Here is a 13,983-nt window from a genome sequence, read left to right as displayed (position 1 = left end):
CTGGCCTTTTGTGTTGCTCGGGGCATGATGGGTCACACGGCTGGGGTGCCGTGGGGTGGCTTGCGTGAGCGATGCGTGAGCGGAGGGAACTGCCAACGCCCTGTGGCTTCTCGACCGGTTGGCTCCGGTTGGAGCTCAAGTCATCGTGCCAGTGCTTGCTTGGGTGGCACTCAGGGGTACCGCTCCCGAGGGGCCGTTTCTGCCTGGAGTTCGTGGACACCACTGCGAGCGCGCTCCACCGGTATCTCGCCCTCGGGCCTCAGGTGTCGCTGCACGGATGGGCCTAAGGCTTGACCTGTAATCCATGAGGCGGGGTGAAACGGTCCTGGTTTGTGGGTCAGTTGGGGGGTTTAGCCAGGTCCAGGAGCTGCTGGTGGAGGCCGGGTCGGGAGAACAGAGCTGCGCCTGTGTCGGTTCGTCGCCGGCCTGTGAGGTCGCTGAAGGTGCCGCCGGCCTCCTCGACGATGGGGATCACTGCGGCAATGTCCCAGGGGCCGGCGCCCAGCAGCAGGAAGGCGTCGAGTTTTCCTGTCGCGACCAGGAGGGCTCCGTGGCAGGTGCCGGATCCGGTGGATGGCTTGCCGGGTGGCGGCGTGGTGGGGTCCGCGGATGCCCAGTCGAGTGCGGGGAGCACGGTTGCGGTTCCCGCTGCCAGCCGGGCCGCGGCGGCGCGTTCGGCTTTGCTCAGCCGCGGTGGTGGGGGCCAGATTCCGATGGCGGCATCCTTGGCGTTTCCTCCTGCCGTGAGCGTCAGCCGATACGGCGGTGCTGACGGTTCGGAGGGGCAGGGGCCCATCCAGGCCCCGGTGCCCGGCGTTGCCCACCAGCGGCGCCCGAGCGCGGGCGCGGAGACCATGCCCATGGTCACGGTGCCGTGTTCTTCCCGGGCGATGAGAGTGCTCCATTCCGGATCGCCCGCGATGAAGCTCGCCGTGCCGTCAATGGCGTCGATGATCCATCGGCGGCTGCTGCGCCCATGGGCGCCGAACTCTTCGCCCACGAACGCGTCGCCGGGATGTTCCGTACGGATCGACGCGCGCAGGACGCGTTCGATCTCGCGGTCCGCGTCGGTGACCGGACTTCCGTCGCCCTTGTCCTCGGCACCCAGGTCGGGTGCGCGGAAGTAGCGCCGGGCGATCTCGTCCGCCTGATCGGCCAGTTGGTGTGCCAGCGTCAGGTCTGCTGAGTCCGTCATGCCGCCCACTCTTCTCGCCGATACCCCCGTGATCAAGTCCCGGTCCAGGCATACGAGTTCGGTGAGGCGATCAGCGCCTGGCTGGTGTGATCACGGCGTCCGAGCCGTCCTGGACAACCCCGTTCACCGGTGTGAATCCGCGCCAGTTCCGCAAGACGGTGACCGCGGTCCGGCGCGAGGGGGACGAACTTGTCCGGCGCGGACGGCCCCGGGGCCTTTCGCTGGAGAACCGGGTGCCGCTCGTCGTCGCCTACTGGCGCACGAACTTGACGATGCGCCGGCTCGCCCTCTTGAGCCACGGCCGGAAAGCGCTTGCCCCAGCGATGGCGCGCACGGCAGAATTCCCTCTCTTTGCAAGGGCATCGCTGATCTCGGCCGGGGGAATTCGTGCGGCGTTCCACGCAGAGTGCTGTCGAAGATCCGGAAGACGACGCGACCCTTCCGAAGTCGGTCCTGATCCGCAACCGGGCATTCCTCTTCCTGTGGTCCGGAGAGTCGATCAGCCTCCTGGGCAGTGAGATCAGCGTCGTGGCGCTGCCGTCCCTGGCGGTCCTCGTCCTGGGCGCCGGCGCGGTCGGGGTCGGCGTGCTCATGGCGTTGCAGTGGTTGCCGTTCGTGCTGCTCGCGCCGGTCATGGGCGTCTTCACCGACCGCCTGCGCAGGCGGCCGATGATGCAGTTCGCCAACGTCGCCCGGTGCGTCGTCCTCGGCTCGCTGCCACTGGCCGCCGTCCTCGGTCACCTCACCCTGGCGCACCTGTATGTCGCCGCGTTGCTCAAGGGCGTCTTCGATGTGGTCTTCCAGCTGGCGTACCAGGCGTACCTGCCGCAGATACTCGGCCGTGCCGACCTTGTCGAGGGCAACGTCAAGACCCAGCTGAGCAAGTCGATCGCGATGACGGTGGGCAGGTCGGCCGGTGGTGGCCTGGTGAGCCTGATCGGTGCCGCCCGAGCTGTCGCGGCCGACGCGGTGTCCTACTTCGCCGCCGCCGTGTTGCTGCTGTTCATCCGGGAGAAGGAGCCTCGCCCGGCGCCCGCCGAGCAAGGTCTGGCCGCCACGCTCAGGGACGTCCGGGGCAGTATCGCGCTGACCCTCGGCAACCGCGTGCTGCGGTCCCTCACGCTGATGGCGACCTTCGGCAACATGGCGGTCTCCTCGACGCTCGCGATGATCATCGTGTACGCCTACCAGGACCTGCACTTCTCGGCCGGGCAGCTCGGCCTGGCGCTGAGCTTGGGCAGTGTCGCGGTCCTCGTCGGCGCGGCACTGACCCGGCGGATCAACGAGCGGTGGGGAATGGGGCGCACGCTCGTACTGACTCACGCGCTGCTCGGTCTCGCGTTCGTTCTGCTGCCGGCGGCCACCCTGGGCGGCAAGCTGTTCGCCTTCGCGGTCGTCGTGGTGTCCCAGAGCATCTCCAGCTTCACCGGACCGCTGACCAACGTGGCGCTCATCACGCTCATTCAGAAAGCCACGCCCGTGCACGCGATGGGACGCGTCAACGGTGTCGCGCTGCCGTTCATCTGGGGAGCCAACGCGCTCGGCCCTGTCGTGGGCAGCGCCGTAGCCGCGATGACGGGCAATGCGGTCGCCTTCCTCCTCGCGGCCGTACTGGCCTGGGCGGCCATCGGGTGGATCTTCAGGGGTGCCGTCCAACGGCTCACCGACGATGTGCCGGAGCCCCTGCGGGTATCCGCCTGATCGAGATGATGCGCGGCCCGCTGACCCTGGGCGGTCGGCGGGTCGGCGGGTCGGCGTGTCTGGCGCGACGGGCAGGCGACAGCAAGCCAGCCGACAGCAAGCCGGCCGACAGGGCTGCGAAGCTGTATCCCGTCTCCTTTCTGCAGGTCACGGCGCTATGACGGCTGATGCTGGAAGCGTCGCCAGGGTGCCCGCCGGCAGAACTAGGCTGCCGGAATGGATACGGGTGCCAGAGCGGGAGGGGATCTTCAGGTGTCTCAGTTCCCGCCGACGCGGGTGGCCGATCGGGGGCGCGGCTGGTACCGAGGTGACTGCCATGTGCATTCCGAGTCCTCGCACGGCGGCGAACTGACGCCGGCACAGCTTGTGGCAGGCGCCTGTGCGGCGGGACTTGATTTCCTCGCGACCACCGAGCACAACACGGCCGAGACGCACGGAGCCTGGAGTCAGCACATAGGCGACGATCTGCTGGTGATCCTGGGCCAAGAGGTCGTCACGCGGACCGGACACTGGCTCGCGCTGGGGGTCCGCCCGGGGCAGACAGTCGACTGGCGTTATGGCGTGCGGGACAACGTGGTCGACCGGCATCTGGATGAGGTTCACCGGTCCGGTGGGCTCTGCGCGGCGGCTCATCCGCACGCGCCGTACGACTCGGGCACGTTCATGTACCCGTATCAGGGCTTCGACGTGGTGGAGGTGTGGAACGGGCAGTGGAGTTCGGATGTGCCATGGCAGTCGGACAACGAGGCGGCCCTGGCCGAGTGGGGACGCAGTCTGACCGCGGAGATCCGCCAAGGGCACTGGCGGCCCGCGATAGGGAACAGCGACGCTCACCTGGAGGGCCAGATCGGCAGCCCGCACACAGTCGTGCTGGCGGACGAGTTGAGTGTCGAAGCGATCCTTGCCGGTATCCGCGCCGGCCACAGCTGGATCGCCGCTTCGAACGCCATCCAACTTTCGTTCACCGTCTCTGCTGGTGGTCGCAGCGCTGGGATCGGTGAGCGGTTGAAAATCGGTGACGAGCCGGCCGTGGTGCGAGTCGACGTACGAGCCGTGCCCGGCGGCACGGTCAGCCTCCACACCGAGAAGGGACAGGTGTACGGCGAATCGGTGCCCGCCACGGGGTCGAGCACCGTGGAGTGGCACATCAGCGCCAGGGAGTCGACATTCGTTCGCACCGAGATCCGCGACGTGAACGGCCACATGGCAGCGCTCAGCAACCCGATCATCCTGGCCCGAGCTTCGGACGGTTGAGTCTTCGCTCACCCCTTGAATGCCGTCCGCACCCGTACGGTGAAGGGACGCGGCCGAAGCTCCATGCCGAACCCACGTCCCGCCGCCTGGCCCGCACCGTGTCCTGGGTCTCTTAGCGGTGCTGAGTCGCCGGAGTTGAGGGCTGCGATGTCCGGGAAAGTCGGTTGACCGGATGCAGGCGGGTCCGGCGAGAATGGCCTGGTGATCGCCATGTCGCCGCAAGGACCGGTCGAGCTTCCATGGATCGTCACCGAGTTCGCGGCGGGGCGGCCGGTGCAGGCCGTGTGGAAGAACGAACTCGGCGGCCTGACATTTGGGATCGGTCTGGGGGATGCGCGACAGTTTCTGAAGTGGAGCCCACCAGGCAGCGGTATCGACCTTTCGGCCGAGGTCGTGCGCTTGCGCTGGGCAGCGGCGTTCACCGTGGTGCCGCGCGTAGTCGACGAGGGCGCGGACGAAACGGGGTCCTGGATCGTCACAACGGGTCTGCCCGGGCGCATGGCGGTGGACGACCACTGGAAGCGCGACCCCGACACCGCAGTACGCGCGATCGGTGCCGGACTGCGCTCCCTGCATGAGCAACTGCCCGTTGCGGACTGCCCGTTCGGCTGGTCGGCCGAACGGCGGCTGGAGACGGTGCGGCCACGAGCGGTGGCGGGCCGGATCAATCCGGCGGACTGGCATCAAGACCTTCGGCACATCGGAACTGTTGAGCGTGCCCTTGGCGTACTCGCCGACACCCCGCCGATCGATGAGCTGGTCGTCTGCCATGGCGACGCCTGTGCTCCCAACACCCTGATCGGCGACGACGGCACGTGCAGCGGCCACGTCGACCTCGGCGCGCTCGGTGTCGCCGACCGCTGGGCCGATCTCGCCGTCGCCACATGGAGTACGCAGTGGAACTACGGTCCCGGATGGGAAGAGCCGCTGCTCGAGGCCTACGGGGTCGAGCCGGACCCGGAGCGGATCATGTATTACCGGCTGCTGTGGGAGCTGTCGGACTGAGCCGATGCCCCCGCATGGTGCGGTGAAGCGGTTCAGGCTGCGGCGACATCCTCGCGCTCGACCTCTTCGGTGCTGGCCGTCTGGGGTGTGCTGGGGTAGTTGGCTGTCCGTGTGCTGTCCGGACATACCGACGCTGCGGCTCGGTTACGGATTACTCACGTTCTAGTGCTGTGCGGTGAGCTGGTCATGATGAGCGCATGACGTTGGCCGCGCGTGCGCTCACACAGTTGGCGACCTGGCCCGACCTCACCGAGGTGGAGTCGAGCTGCGGCATTGGTCGTGCACTCGTCTCAGCCCAGGGCGAGATCGTCCACCTCCATTCCGGCCGGGACGTTGACCCGCACCTCACGGCGAGGGCCATTCGGCGCTTCGAGGACCACCTCACGAGCGCCCGCGCTGTCCGGCTTGTGCCCGGCTCGCACTGGGTGACGCTGCACCGGGAGGTTGCGGCAGACGTCGACCTGCTCATGACCTTGGTCAGTCTTGCCCTGCAGGCTCAGCAGACATGGCCGATTCCCGGCGATGGCCCGCGAGTGGCTAGGGCGTCCGCTATCGGCCCCACCGAGGCGGGTTGAACTGGCCCCAGTGGGAGGGGCGTTCGAGGGTGCTGAGGGGTGGTGGCGAGGCGAAGTGGCCCCACCTTGGGTCTTGCGGTGGAACGGTGGATGTGGTGCGCCGAGGGTGGGTGCGGCGGATGTCCTTGTCCGAGCAGGAGTTGTTTGACCGGATCCGCCGGGACACCGGGCAACAGCAGTTGTCGATCCGGGCCTTGTCGCGGGAGCACGGGGTGCATCGGCGACTGGTGCGGGAAGCGCCGGCCTCGCCGGTGCCGAAGCCGCGCAAGCAGTCGGCGCGAACATCGCCGCGGATGGAGCCGTACAAGAAGACGGTCGACGACTGGCTCCGCGCCGACTTGGAGGCGCCGCGCAAGCAGCGGCACACCGCGAAACGGATCGGTACGCGGCTGGAGGAGGAGTTCGGGGTCACGCTTCCGTACACCACGGTGCGAGACTTCGGCACCGCACGCCGAAGTGGACTTCGGGGCGGTCTGGGTCGACCTGGCTGGACAGCGGGTGAAGTGCTGTCTGTCCGCCTTCAGCCTGGCCTACTCGGGCCGGGCGGCGCACCGCGTCTCCCGCTTCACCGACCCGCGTCTTTGCGCGGCGATCGTGGACAGGCTCACCTCCGACGCCAGCCTCATCGAGACCGGCACCGAGCCCTGTCGCCGCTCGCACCAGGGCGAACAAAGCTAACGGCACCAAGTGATCGCCTGCGATCAGCAGGAACGAGGGGCCCTAAGAGGTCACGCGGACAGGCGGCGTTGAGGGCGTGTACTCCAGTTAGGCTCAGAAGATCACTGTTACCGACCGCTATGAGGGAGCCATGGCCGTCACCTACTTGATGCTCGCGCGGCTGCCTGAAGGGGGTTTGGGCGCCTTCGAGGCTTATGAACGCGCTGTCCTGCCGCTCCTTGCCGAGTACGGAGGGCGTCTTGAGCGCCGGCTCCGCACTCTGGACGATCAGGTCGAGGCCCACCTCATAGCCTTTCCCAGCAGCGAGGATCTCGCTGCCTACCGGGCGGATCCCCGGCGTTCTGCCGCTGCACCGCTGCTGGAGTCGTCCGGGGCAGCGGTCGAACTGCTCGCGGTGCGCGACGTTTAGCGGTGGCGCGGACAAGGTGTGGTCATGGTCGGCGGTTCGGGCGTTCGTCCCAGCGGTGAGTCGTCCATGCTCGCCGGATGAGGCTGCGCACGGTGATGATCGTGTCGGCGAGGTCGAAGAATGCGTCGACGACGGTGGCGCGCCGCTCGTGGCAGCGGGCGAGCCGGTAGAAGGCGTTCTGCCAGGCGTGGGTACGTTCCACGTGCCAACGCTGGCCGGCCTGGATGGGCGCCTTCTCGCCTTTGCGCGCGATGCGGCCGTGCCGGCCGCGTTCGTCGAGCAGAGTGCGGGTCTTGTCCGAGTCGTATCCGGCGTCCAGGTGCACGGTGACGTCGTCGGGCAGCGGCCCCAGGTCGTCCAGGCGGTCCAGGGCGGGGGCGAGCAGCGGGGAGTCGTGGCGGTTGGCTCCGGCCAGGACTCGGCCCAGCGAAATGCCGTATCCGTCCGTCATGCCTGAGCGTTTCAGGCCCTGTTTGCCGCGGTCGACGGGGGAACACCCGGCCACTTCGCCGCCTCCGGGAGCCTTGGTGATGGAGCCGTCCACGGCGATCTGGTCTAGGACGAGGCCGACGATCCGGTCGTAGGAGTCGAGCGATCTGCTTGAGCTGGGCGAAGACGCCCAGTCGGATCCACTCGTCGCGGCGGCTGCGGAGCGTGGCGGACGAACGGGTCGTGTCGGCGATCGCCTGATAGGAGCAGCCGAAGCGCAGCAGCTGGAGCAGCTTGTCGAAGACGATCCGGTCGCTGATCCGCGGGCGGTGGCAGCCGAGCGGGTGGGCCGGATCCTGGACCGGCCGCTGCGGCAGCAGCGCCGCGAATTGGTCCCAGAGGGGTTCGGTCAGCCCTCATGGCAGGGGAGGCGCAGGTCTCTCGGTGATCGCAGAGCGTCGCAACTCCATGATCGCCAGGTCCTGTGTCTGTTCTCCTACCGAGGGACCCCAGCGCGCCTACCTGCGCGAGCTCTAAGCAGCCGTGCTTGCGGCGAGCAGCCCCTCGGCCGTGTCGAAGGCGATCGCCCCGTCGAGCGGGTTGGAGTAGATGCGCGACCAGGTGATCAGTCCGTCTCGGATGCGGGCGAACATCACCATGTCGAAGGCGAACTGCTTCCCGGTGGCCAGGACGCGGCCGTGGAGGCGGTAGTCGGCGACGACGAGTTCGGGATCGGTCGTCTCGTGCACCTGGACTCGGTCCACGGCCGTGAACCTCTGCAGCCTTGCCCCTTCTTGCAGGTGGGCCCGGAAGGCGTCCCGTCCCGGCTCCTGCACGGGTGCGCTCGGCGGCAGGTAGGGCATCTCGAAGACGGCGTAGGCGGTGAACAGGTCGGCCATCGCCTCGCTGGGGCCGTCGGCGGTCAGACGGAGGAAAAGCTGGAGGACTTCACGCGGTGCTGCAGTGGTCATGGGACACTCCTCTCGACGCAACCGGGGCGATGACCCCGGTTACGTGATGAATATACGGGGCGCAGGCCCCGGTTATCAATACTCCAACCCCCCATCCCTGGAGGGCACTTGACCACCGAGCGACAGCGCCCCTTGCGCGCCGATGCACGCCGCAACCGGGAGCGCATTCTGCAGACCGCCCGCACAGCCTTCGCCGCCGAGGGCCTCGCGGTCCCGCTGGACGAAATCGCCCGCCGGGCCGGGGTCGGGCCGGGCACGGTCCACCGCCACTTCCCCACCAAGGAGGCACTGTTCGAGGCCGTCGTCCGCGAGCACCTGGAGCAGCTGACGCTCGACGCCCGAGCCGCCCTGGCCGAGGCGGAGGCCGGACCGGCGTTCTTCGCCTTCCTCGCCCGGATGACCGCCGAGGCCGATGCGAAGCAGGACCTGACCGAGGCCATCACGGCGGCGGGCGACCCCATGGGCGTCGAGGCCGAGGAACTGGCGGCACAGCTGCGCCAGCTGTTCGGTGCACTCCTCTCCCGCGCCCAGCAGGCCGGGGCGGTGCGCGACGACGTGGACGCAGCGGACGTGCAAGCCATCGTCGTGGCCGCGCTGACGGCCGGCCGCCGACGCGGCACGAGTGAGAGGCCCAGGAAGCTGGCGGAGCTCGTCTTCGACTGCCTGCTTCCACACCACACCCACACCGACGGGAATACGACATGACGCGCTCGCTCGAAGCGCCGGAGATCACCCCACGCGTTGAATCCCATCAGGCGCTCGCCGCTCCGCGCCTCGGCCAGTGGTGGTCCCAGATCAAGCCACCCAACGGGGCCACCGCGCAACGCCCGATCTTCACGAATCATCCGCGAACCGAGGCCAGTTCAACTCGCTTCGGTGGGGCCGATAGGGGACGCCCTGGCCACTCACGAGCGCGGTGCAATGATCAACACAGCGGGACGCTCCCGCGTGAGAATCTCAGCGGAAGCTGAGTGGCACCCATTTCAGGCAGGTGGCACGGTGACGGACAAGTCGCGCGAAGAAGACGCCATTCACGGAATCGTGGAGCGTCTGACGAACGCCTTCAGCGCGACCCGCAGTTCTGCCGAGGTCGGAGATGCTGTGGCCAAAGCTCACGCGTCGTTCACGGACCGGCCTGTACGCGAGTTCGTCCCGGAGCATCCTGAACAGTCGTTCAGACGGCGAAACGTAGCCAGAGAGCTGGACCGCCAAACCTCCGCACTCCATCGGTGAAACGGCGCCGAGGAGACACGAACGCGCTGGTCCGTAGTCCCTTCTGCGTGAGCGATGCGTGAGCGGACGGTGCGGCAGGAGCCGTCACGACGTGGACCGCGCCCCATGCCCAACCTGTCCTGACCTGGTGGTTCCGGACACCGAGGAGGTTCTGCCGTGCGCCTTCCGGTGGCTGGCCGGTGGCCAAACGTGCGGCGGGCGTGCGGCGGTGGTGTCCACGAGCGCGGTGGGCGTGTGCGGGTCGGTGTTCCGGCGTTGTTGTTTCCCTGCAAGTCGTGGCTCGACGGCGTCACTTGTGGGAGCTGGGTCAGGTCAGGAGGCCTTCCGCGTTGGCGTCACCGGCTTGGCCTTCCCGTGCGTCGCGAGAGCGCGGGCAGCCGCTTCATCGCCCCAGCGTCCAGGTCGGCGCGTCAGGCGGGAGGTTCGCCGACCGGTCACCGTTAGGGGGCCGGGTCGTATCGGCGAGGCGCGTGACCGGGAGATCCGCACACGCCCTCGCGGTCAACGGCGAGGAGCCCGGCGGCACCCTCGAGCAAGAAGGTCTACACGGCCGGCGCCACCGACCGCCGCCACGGTCATGGACGCGTTCGGGGCTTGTGTCACCCGGCCCCCTGACCTATCGTTTATCGATAGCATCGAAAATCGATAACATCGAGAAACGATAAGTGAGGTGGCGTGACATGCCCGAAGACCGGAAGATGCTCGAACCCATGGCCACGGTCGTGTCCGTCGTCCTGCGCGTTCTGCTGGCGCTGCTGACGGCAGGGCTGGTCCTCGCTGTCGTCCGGGGCGGTTGGGGAGGCGTCAGTGTCTGCGTCACCGATGATTCCGGCACCAGCTCGACCGTCCCCGGCGGCTTCCTTCCCGAGAGCGGTGTGCAGGTCGGCTCCGTGCCCCGCTACTGCGCCGAGAACCCCGACGCACAGCTCCGCCTCCTCGACGCGCTCGGCACGCTGCCCTCGACGCTGTTGCTGATCAGCGGTCTGTTCCTGCTGCACAGGCTGTTGCAGGGGGCCGCGCGGGACGGCATCCACACCGTGCGGACCGCGGGCCGGTTCCGCCGGCTGGGTTGGTGGCTGCTGCTGGGGAGCCTGGTCGTCGAGATCGTCGAGGCCAACGCCAGAGCGGCCGTGCTCGCGGAACTCGCCAAGTCCGCGGACTTCACGGCCGGTGCCTGGCTGGGCCTGTGGTCGACCCCTTACCTGGCCGTACTGACCGGCCTCGGCCTGCTCACCTTCGCCCGGATCACCCTCGCGGGCGCGTCCATGCGCGAGGACCTCGAAGGGGTCGTCTGATGGCCGCGGACGACGATCACGAGGGCCACGAGGGCCACGACATCGAGGTGCACCTCGACAGACTCCTCAGCGAGCGCGGCATGACCCTCACCGAACTCGCCCACCGCGTCGGCGTGACCAACGTCAACCTGTCCGTCCTCAAGAACGGACGCGCCAAGGCGATCCGGTTCACCACCCTCACCCGGATCTGCGAAGTCCTCCAGTGCCAGCCGGGTGACCTGCTCAGCCACCGCCCCGGACCACCCTCCGCGGACCCCCGGAATTCCTGACCCGCCGCAGTCGCCCTGATCACCCTGGTGACAGTGGCTTCCGTACGGCGTCCGGGAGTTCCCTCAGCGTCGGGTCCGTGATGCGGGACGTGAGGGCCTTGGTGAAGCGTTCGGCGTGCAGGACCCGGAAGGGTCTGGAGTGGTACGGGCGGGTGGTCGGGTCCACCCGGTCGGTCAGGTTCAGTTGGTTGTGGATGCCGGCCACCGCTTCGTAGGCGTAGGCGAGGTGTTTCTCCCTCGTGTGCCAGTCCGTCGCCGCGAGGGCGGCCGTCAGGACCGGGATCAGGCGGTGGCCGGCCGTCGTGCGGGCGAAGGCCGTGCCCAGCCATTTGCTGTACGGGGGGTAGCGGCGGTCCATCAGGAGGCACAGGCGCATCAGGGTCTGGGTCAGGCCTGCGGCGACCGTCGCCGAGCCGAGTTCGTCGCCGACCTCGCCGCAGCGGCCCACGAAGGCCTCCTCCTGGGAGATGTGGTTCCACTGGCGGGCCAGGACGTGGAGCCAGACGTCCCGGGGGTACCAGCGGAGGGTGTGGCGCAGGGGGCCCAGTTCGTGCAGGCCGTCGTGGAAGACCGCGCGCCCGTGACCTCGGCGAGGAGCTGGGTGGGGGTCGTCAGCCAGTCCGCCGCGGTGATGTCGTGCGTCGGGTCGAAGCCGAGCGTCGCCTTGAACCACGCCGTGGTGTGGGTGACCTCGACCCTGTGGTGGACCGGGCCGGTCGTGGTCCGCATGACGCGGACTTCGCCGTCCGCCGTCGGGGCGAAGTTCGTCGGGTAGCCGTGGAAGGTTTTCGGGAGGTGCTCGGCGAGGTGGTGTCTGATACGGCCCGCGTGCCGGGGGACGTCCCGGGGGCGGAGGAAGAGCTGGAGACGCGGGCCCCATTCGTGGTCCGTCGAGCGCGGGGTGTCGTAGCCGAGGACCTCGGAGCCGCTGCCGATGCGGGCGGCGGAGTGCGGGATGTCCGGGGCCGCGTCCTCCAGGAGGGGGCGGACGGCTTCTGTGTAGAAACGGCGGGAGAGTTCGAGGCCCGGTAAGAAAGTTGGCATATTTGTGAAGCTCATGCCCCGACCCTGCCCAGTCTTCACATGATCGTGCGCGCCAATTTTCGCCGTCGGCCCTCAACTCCCTTTCGTCGCGCCCAACTTCCGCAACGCCCCGTCCGTCAGCCGGTACACCGTGGACTCGTCCTGGGGCCGGGCGCCCAGCGCCTCGTAGAAGTCGATCGAGGGGCGGTTCCAGTTGAGGACGGACCACTCCAGGCGTTCGTAGCCGCGGGCGACGCAGATGCGGGCGAGTTCGGCGAGGAGTGCCTTGCCGTGGCCGGTGCCGCGGGCGGTGGGGCGGACGTACAGGTCCTCCAGGTAGATGCCGTGGACGCCGCGCCAGGTGGAGAAGTTGAGGAACCACAGGGCGAAGCCGACCGGTTCGCCGGTGCTGTCGTCGGTCGCGATGTGGGCGTGGACGGCGGGGTGCTCGCCGAAGAGGGCCGAGTGGAGCTGCTCCGGGCTCGCCTTCGCCTCCTGCGGTTCCTTCGAGTGGGCGGCGAGTTCGCGGATCAGGGCGTGGATGACGGGGATGTCGGTGGGGGTCGCGGTGCGGATCATGCGGAGAGGGTAGACGGGCTCGGGTCCCTGCCCTGCTCGGCGTGTTCCCCGCGCGGCAGCAGCAGCGGGCTCGCCAGCAGCAGCACCCCCGCGATCGCGATCGCCGTGCGCGGGGTCGTGGCCGCCGCCAGCAGCCCCCACACGGCCGTCAGTGTCGCGATCGCCGCACTCGTGCTGACCGACCAGGCGGTCAGGGTGCGGGCGACCCGGTCGGGGGCCGTGTGTTCGAGGCGGGCGGTGGCCAGCAGGGGGTTGAAGACGCCGATGCAGGTCACCAGGCCGAGTTGGACGCCGGTGACGAGGAGCATCCCGGGGAGCCCGGGGCGGACGAACGCCAGGCCGATCGGCCAGCACGCGCGCAGTACCCCGGACACCAGCATCACCCTGCGCTGCCCGAACCGGGCCGCCAGCGGGCGCGCCAGGCGGGAGCCGACGAAGCCCCCGGCGCCGGAGGAGGCCGCGAGCGCGAGGGCGTACTGCCAGGGGGAGAAGCCGAGGTGTCCCAGCAGGAGTACGGCGAGCAGCGGTTCGGCGGCCATGATCAGGCCGTTGACCGTCATCGCGTTGAACAGCAGCGGGCGCAGGGTGGGGTGGGCGAGGATGTAGCGCCAGCCGTCGAGCAGGTCGCCCGCGCGCAGCCGGGGCCCGCCGCCGCGCTCGGGGCGCGGTTCCGTCCCGCCGATGGCACGGATGCCGAGCGCCGAGAGCAGATAGCTGACCGCGTCGGCCACCACTGTCGTCACCGGGCCGAACAGTCCGATCGCGACCCCGCCGAGCGGCGGTCCGAGCATGGTCGAGGTCCAAGTCGTCGACTCGAAGCGGGAGTTCGCGACCAGCAGGTCCTCCCGCGGCACGAGCGCCTTCAGGTACGAGCCGCTGGCCGCGTTGAACGCGATGTTCGCCGCGGCGACGACGACCGAGACCACGAGGAGCTGGGCGAAGGTGAGCAGCCCGAACGCGAACGCGACCGGGACCGTCAGCAGCGCCCCGAACCGGGTCAGGTCCATCGCGATCATCACCGGCCGCTTGCGGCGGAACTCCACCCACGGCCCCAGCGGTACGGCGACCAGGGCGCCCACCGCCCGCCCCGACGCGGCGAGCACCGCCACCTGGGTCGGCCCGGAGTGCAGCACGAGGATCGCCATGAAGGAGAACGCGCCGAACCCGAGTCCGGTGCCGTACGAGCTGACCGCGAACGACGCCCACAGCCACCCGAACCGGCGCCCCAGCGCCCGCCTCCCCGCCATACCCGCCCGCCCTGCCTCTCGTCCGTGCCCGCCGGCCCCGTCCGCGGCCACCGGCATCAAAGCGAGTGCCGGGCGCCGAGATCAAACAACCGACTCGCCGGGAAGCCACAACCTCTGGTT

The 13,983-nt window shown here is 69.0% G+C and carries 14 protein-coding genes and 4 pseudogenes; 12 read left to right on the top strand and 6 right to left on the bottom strand.

The window, feature by feature from the left end:
• Positions 1 to 206 precede the first annotated feature (206 nt).
• A pseudogene (locus R2B38_RS17755) lies at positions 207 to 287 on the top strand (DNA mismatch repair protein MutT); the annotation flags it as partial.
• A 50-nt stretch (positions 288 to 337) separates the two neighbouring features.
• Here the strand turns inward: R2B38_RS17755 and R2B38_RS17750 are convergent.
• Positions 338 to 1,195: an inositol monophosphatase family protein gene (locus R2B38_RS17750; RefSeq protein WP_318017114.1), complete on the bottom strand. Its 858-nt coding sequence runs from the start codon at positions 1,193 to 1,195 to the stop codon at positions 338 to 340.
• A gap of 77 nt (positions 1,196 to 1,272) precedes the next feature.
• Here R2B38_RS17750 and R2B38_RS17745 point away from each other — a divergent pair.
• The 7 genes and pseudogenes from R2B38_RS17745 to R2B38_RS17715 form a co-directional block, all read left to right on the top strand.
• Positions 1,273 to 1,512: pseudogene (locus tag R2B38_RS17745) on the top strand (IS5/IS1182 family transposase); the annotation flags it as partial.
• Positions 1,513 to 1,582: 70 nt separating this feature from the next.
• Positions 1,583 to 2,896: an MFS transporter gene (locus R2B38_RS17740; protein WP_318017113.1), complete on the top strand. Its 1,314-nt coding sequence runs from the start codon at positions 1,583 to 1,585 to the stop codon at positions 2,894 to 2,896.
• A 216-nt stretch (positions 2,897 to 3,112) separates the two neighbouring features.
• The gene (locus R2B38_RS17735) at positions 3,113 to 4,150 is read left to right on the top strand and encodes a CehA/McbA family metallohydrolase (RefSeq protein WP_318017112.1); all 1,038 of its coding nucleotides are present in this window, start codon (positions 3,113 to 3,115) and stop codon (positions 4,148 to 4,150) included.
• 210 nt (positions 4,151 to 4,360) lie between these two features.
• Positions 4,361 to 5,155, top strand: a complete 795-nt coding sequence (locus tag R2B38_RS17730) for an aminoglycoside 3'-phosphotransferase (protein WP_318021717.1) — start codon at positions 4,361 to 4,363, stop codon at positions 5,153 to 5,155.
• Positions 5,156 to 5,352: 197 nt separating this feature from the next.
• The gene (locus R2B38_RS17725) at positions 5,353 to 5,730 is read left to right on the top strand and encodes a luciferase family protein (protein ID WP_318017111.1); all 378 of its coding nucleotides are present in this window, start codon (positions 5,353 to 5,355) and stop codon (positions 5,728 to 5,730) included.
• Positions 5,731 to 6,186: 456 nt separating this feature from the next.
• A complete protein-coding gene (locus tag R2B38_RS17720; RefSeq protein ID WP_318021952.1) occupies positions 6,187 to 6,408 on the top strand; it encodes a hypothetical protein in 222 nt (73 codons plus the stop codon).
• Between the two features lie 130 nt (positions 6,409 to 6,538).
• Positions 6,539 to 6,817, top strand: coding sequence for a hypothetical protein (locus R2B38_RS17715; RefSeq protein WP_318017110.1), 279 nt, complete (start codon positions 6,539 to 6,541; stop codon positions 6,815 to 6,817).
• 22 nt (positions 6,818 to 6,839) lie between these two features.
• Here the strand turns inward: R2B38_RS17715 and R2B38_RS17710 are convergent.
• Positions 6,840 to 7,659, bottom strand: a pseudogene (locus tag R2B38_RS17710) (IS5 family transposase).
• A 120-nt stretch (positions 7,660 to 7,779) separates the two neighbouring features.
• On the bottom strand, positions 7,780 to 8,217 hold the full coding sequence (locus tag R2B38_RS17705; protein ID WP_318017109.1) for a nuclear transport factor 2 family protein: 438 nt from the start codon (positions 8,215 to 8,217) through the stop codon (positions 7,780 to 7,782).
• A gap of 108 nt (positions 8,218 to 8,325) precedes the next feature.
• On the opposite strand from R2B38_RS17705, the gene R2B38_RS17700 reads away from it, so the two are divergent.
• From R2B38_RS17700 to R2B38_RS17690, 4 genes are all read left to right on the top strand, one after another.
• Positions 8,326 to 8,922: a helix-turn-helix domain-containing protein gene (locus R2B38_RS17700; RefSeq protein ID WP_318017108.1), complete on the top strand. Its 597-nt coding sequence runs from the start codon at positions 8,326 to 8,328 to the stop codon at positions 8,920 to 8,922.
• A gap of 216 nt (positions 8,923 to 9,138) precedes the next feature.
• On the top strand, positions 9,139 to 9,450 hold the full coding sequence (locus R2B38_RS51320) for a three-helix bundle dimerization domain-containing protein (RefSeq protein ID WP_411978465.1): 312 nt from the start codon (positions 9,139 to 9,141) through the stop codon (positions 9,448 to 9,450).
• Between the two features lie 680 nt (positions 9,451 to 10,130).
• Entirely contained in the window at positions 10,131 to 10,745 is a 615-nt protein-coding gene (locus tag R2B38_RS17695; protein WP_318017107.1) for a hypothetical protein, read from the top strand.
• On the top strand, positions 10,745 to 11,014 hold the full coding sequence (locus R2B38_RS17690; protein WP_318017106.1) for a helix-turn-helix transcriptional regulator: 270 nt from the start codon (positions 10,745 to 10,747) through the stop codon (positions 11,012 to 11,014). The genes R2B38_RS17695 and R2B38_RS17690 overlap by 1 nt, the downstream gene beginning before the upstream one ends.
• A gap of 19 nt (positions 11,015 to 11,033) precedes the next feature.
• On the opposite strand, the pseudogene R2B38_RS17685 reads toward R2B38_RS17690, so the two are convergent.
• The 3 genes and pseudogenes from R2B38_RS17685 to R2B38_RS17675 form a co-directional block, all read right to left on the bottom strand.
• Positions 11,034 to 12,058 (bottom strand): annotated as a pseudogene (locus R2B38_RS17685) (DUF4037 domain-containing protein).
• A gap of 72 nt (positions 12,059 to 12,130) precedes the next feature.
• Complete coding sequence (locus R2B38_RS17680) at positions 12,131 to 12,616, bottom strand: GNAT family N-acetyltransferase (protein ID WP_318017105.1); 486 nt, start codon at positions 12,614 to 12,616, stop codon at positions 12,131 to 12,133.
• Entirely contained in the window at positions 12,613 to 13,863 is a 1,251-nt protein-coding gene (locus R2B38_RS17675) for an MFS transporter (RefSeq protein WP_318017104.1), read from the bottom strand. The genes R2B38_RS17680 and R2B38_RS17675 overlap by 4 nt, the downstream gene beginning before the upstream one ends.
• Between the last annotated feature and the right edge of the window lie 120 nt (positions 13,864 to 13,983).

Source organism: Streptomyces sp. N50, from assembly GCF_033335955.1.
In the GTDB taxonomy this organism is placed as follows: domain Bacteria; phylum Actinomycetota; class Actinomycetes; order Streptomycetales; family Streptomycetaceae; genus Streptomyces.
The sequence above is the reverse complement of the archived record's forward strand: the minus strand, read 5'-3'. Positions and strand labels throughout refer to the sequence as shown.

What these genes read in the sequence shown, in the direction of transcription:
- R2B38_RS17750 (WP_318017114.1), bottom strand. Translation starts at nt 1,195, where the DNA reads ATGACGGACTCAGCAGACCTGACGCTGGCACACCAACTGGCCGATCAG.
- R2B38_RS17735 (WP_318017112.1), top strand. Translation starts at nt 3,113, where the DNA reads ATGGATACGGGTGCCAGAGCGGGAGGGGATCTTCAGGTGTCTCAGTTC.
- R2B38_RS17730 (WP_318021717.1), top strand. Translation starts at nt 4,361, where the DNA reads ATGTCGCCGCAAGGACCGGTCGAGCTTCCATGGATCGTCACCGAGTTC.
- R2B38_RS17725 (WP_318017111.1), top strand. Translation starts at nt 5,353, where the DNA reads ATGACGTTGGCCGCGCGTGCGCTCACACAGTTGGCGACCTGGCCCGAC.
- R2B38_RS17715 (WP_318017110.1), top strand. Translation starts at nt 6,539, where the DNA reads ATGGCCGTCACCTACTTGATGCTCGCGCGGCTGCCTGAAGGGGGTTTG.
- R2B38_RS17705 (WP_318017109.1), bottom strand. Translation starts at nt 8,217, where the DNA reads ATGACCACTGCAGCACCGCGTGAAGTCCTCCAGCTTTTCCTCCGTCTG.
- R2B38_RS51320 (WP_411978465.1), top strand. Translation starts at nt 9,139, where the DNA reads ATGATCAACACAGCGGGACGCTCCCGCGTGAGAATCTCAGCGGAAGCT.
- R2B38_RS17695 (WP_318017107.1), top strand. Translation starts at nt 10,131, where the DNA reads ATGCCCGAAGACCGGAAGATGCTCGAACCCATGGCCACGGTCGTGTCC.
- R2B38_RS17690 (WP_318017106.1), top strand. Translation starts at nt 10,745, where the DNA reads ATGGCCGCGGACGACGATCACGAGGGCCACGAGGGCCACGACATCGAG.
- R2B38_RS17680 (WP_318017105.1), bottom strand. Translation starts at nt 12,616, where the DNA reads ATGATCCGCACCGCGACCCCCACCGACATCCCCGTCATCCACGCCCTG.
- R2B38_RS17675 (WP_318017104.1), bottom strand. Translation starts at nt 13,863, where the DNA reads ATGGCGGGGAGGCGGGCGCTGGGGCGCCGGTTCGGGTGGCTGTGGGCG.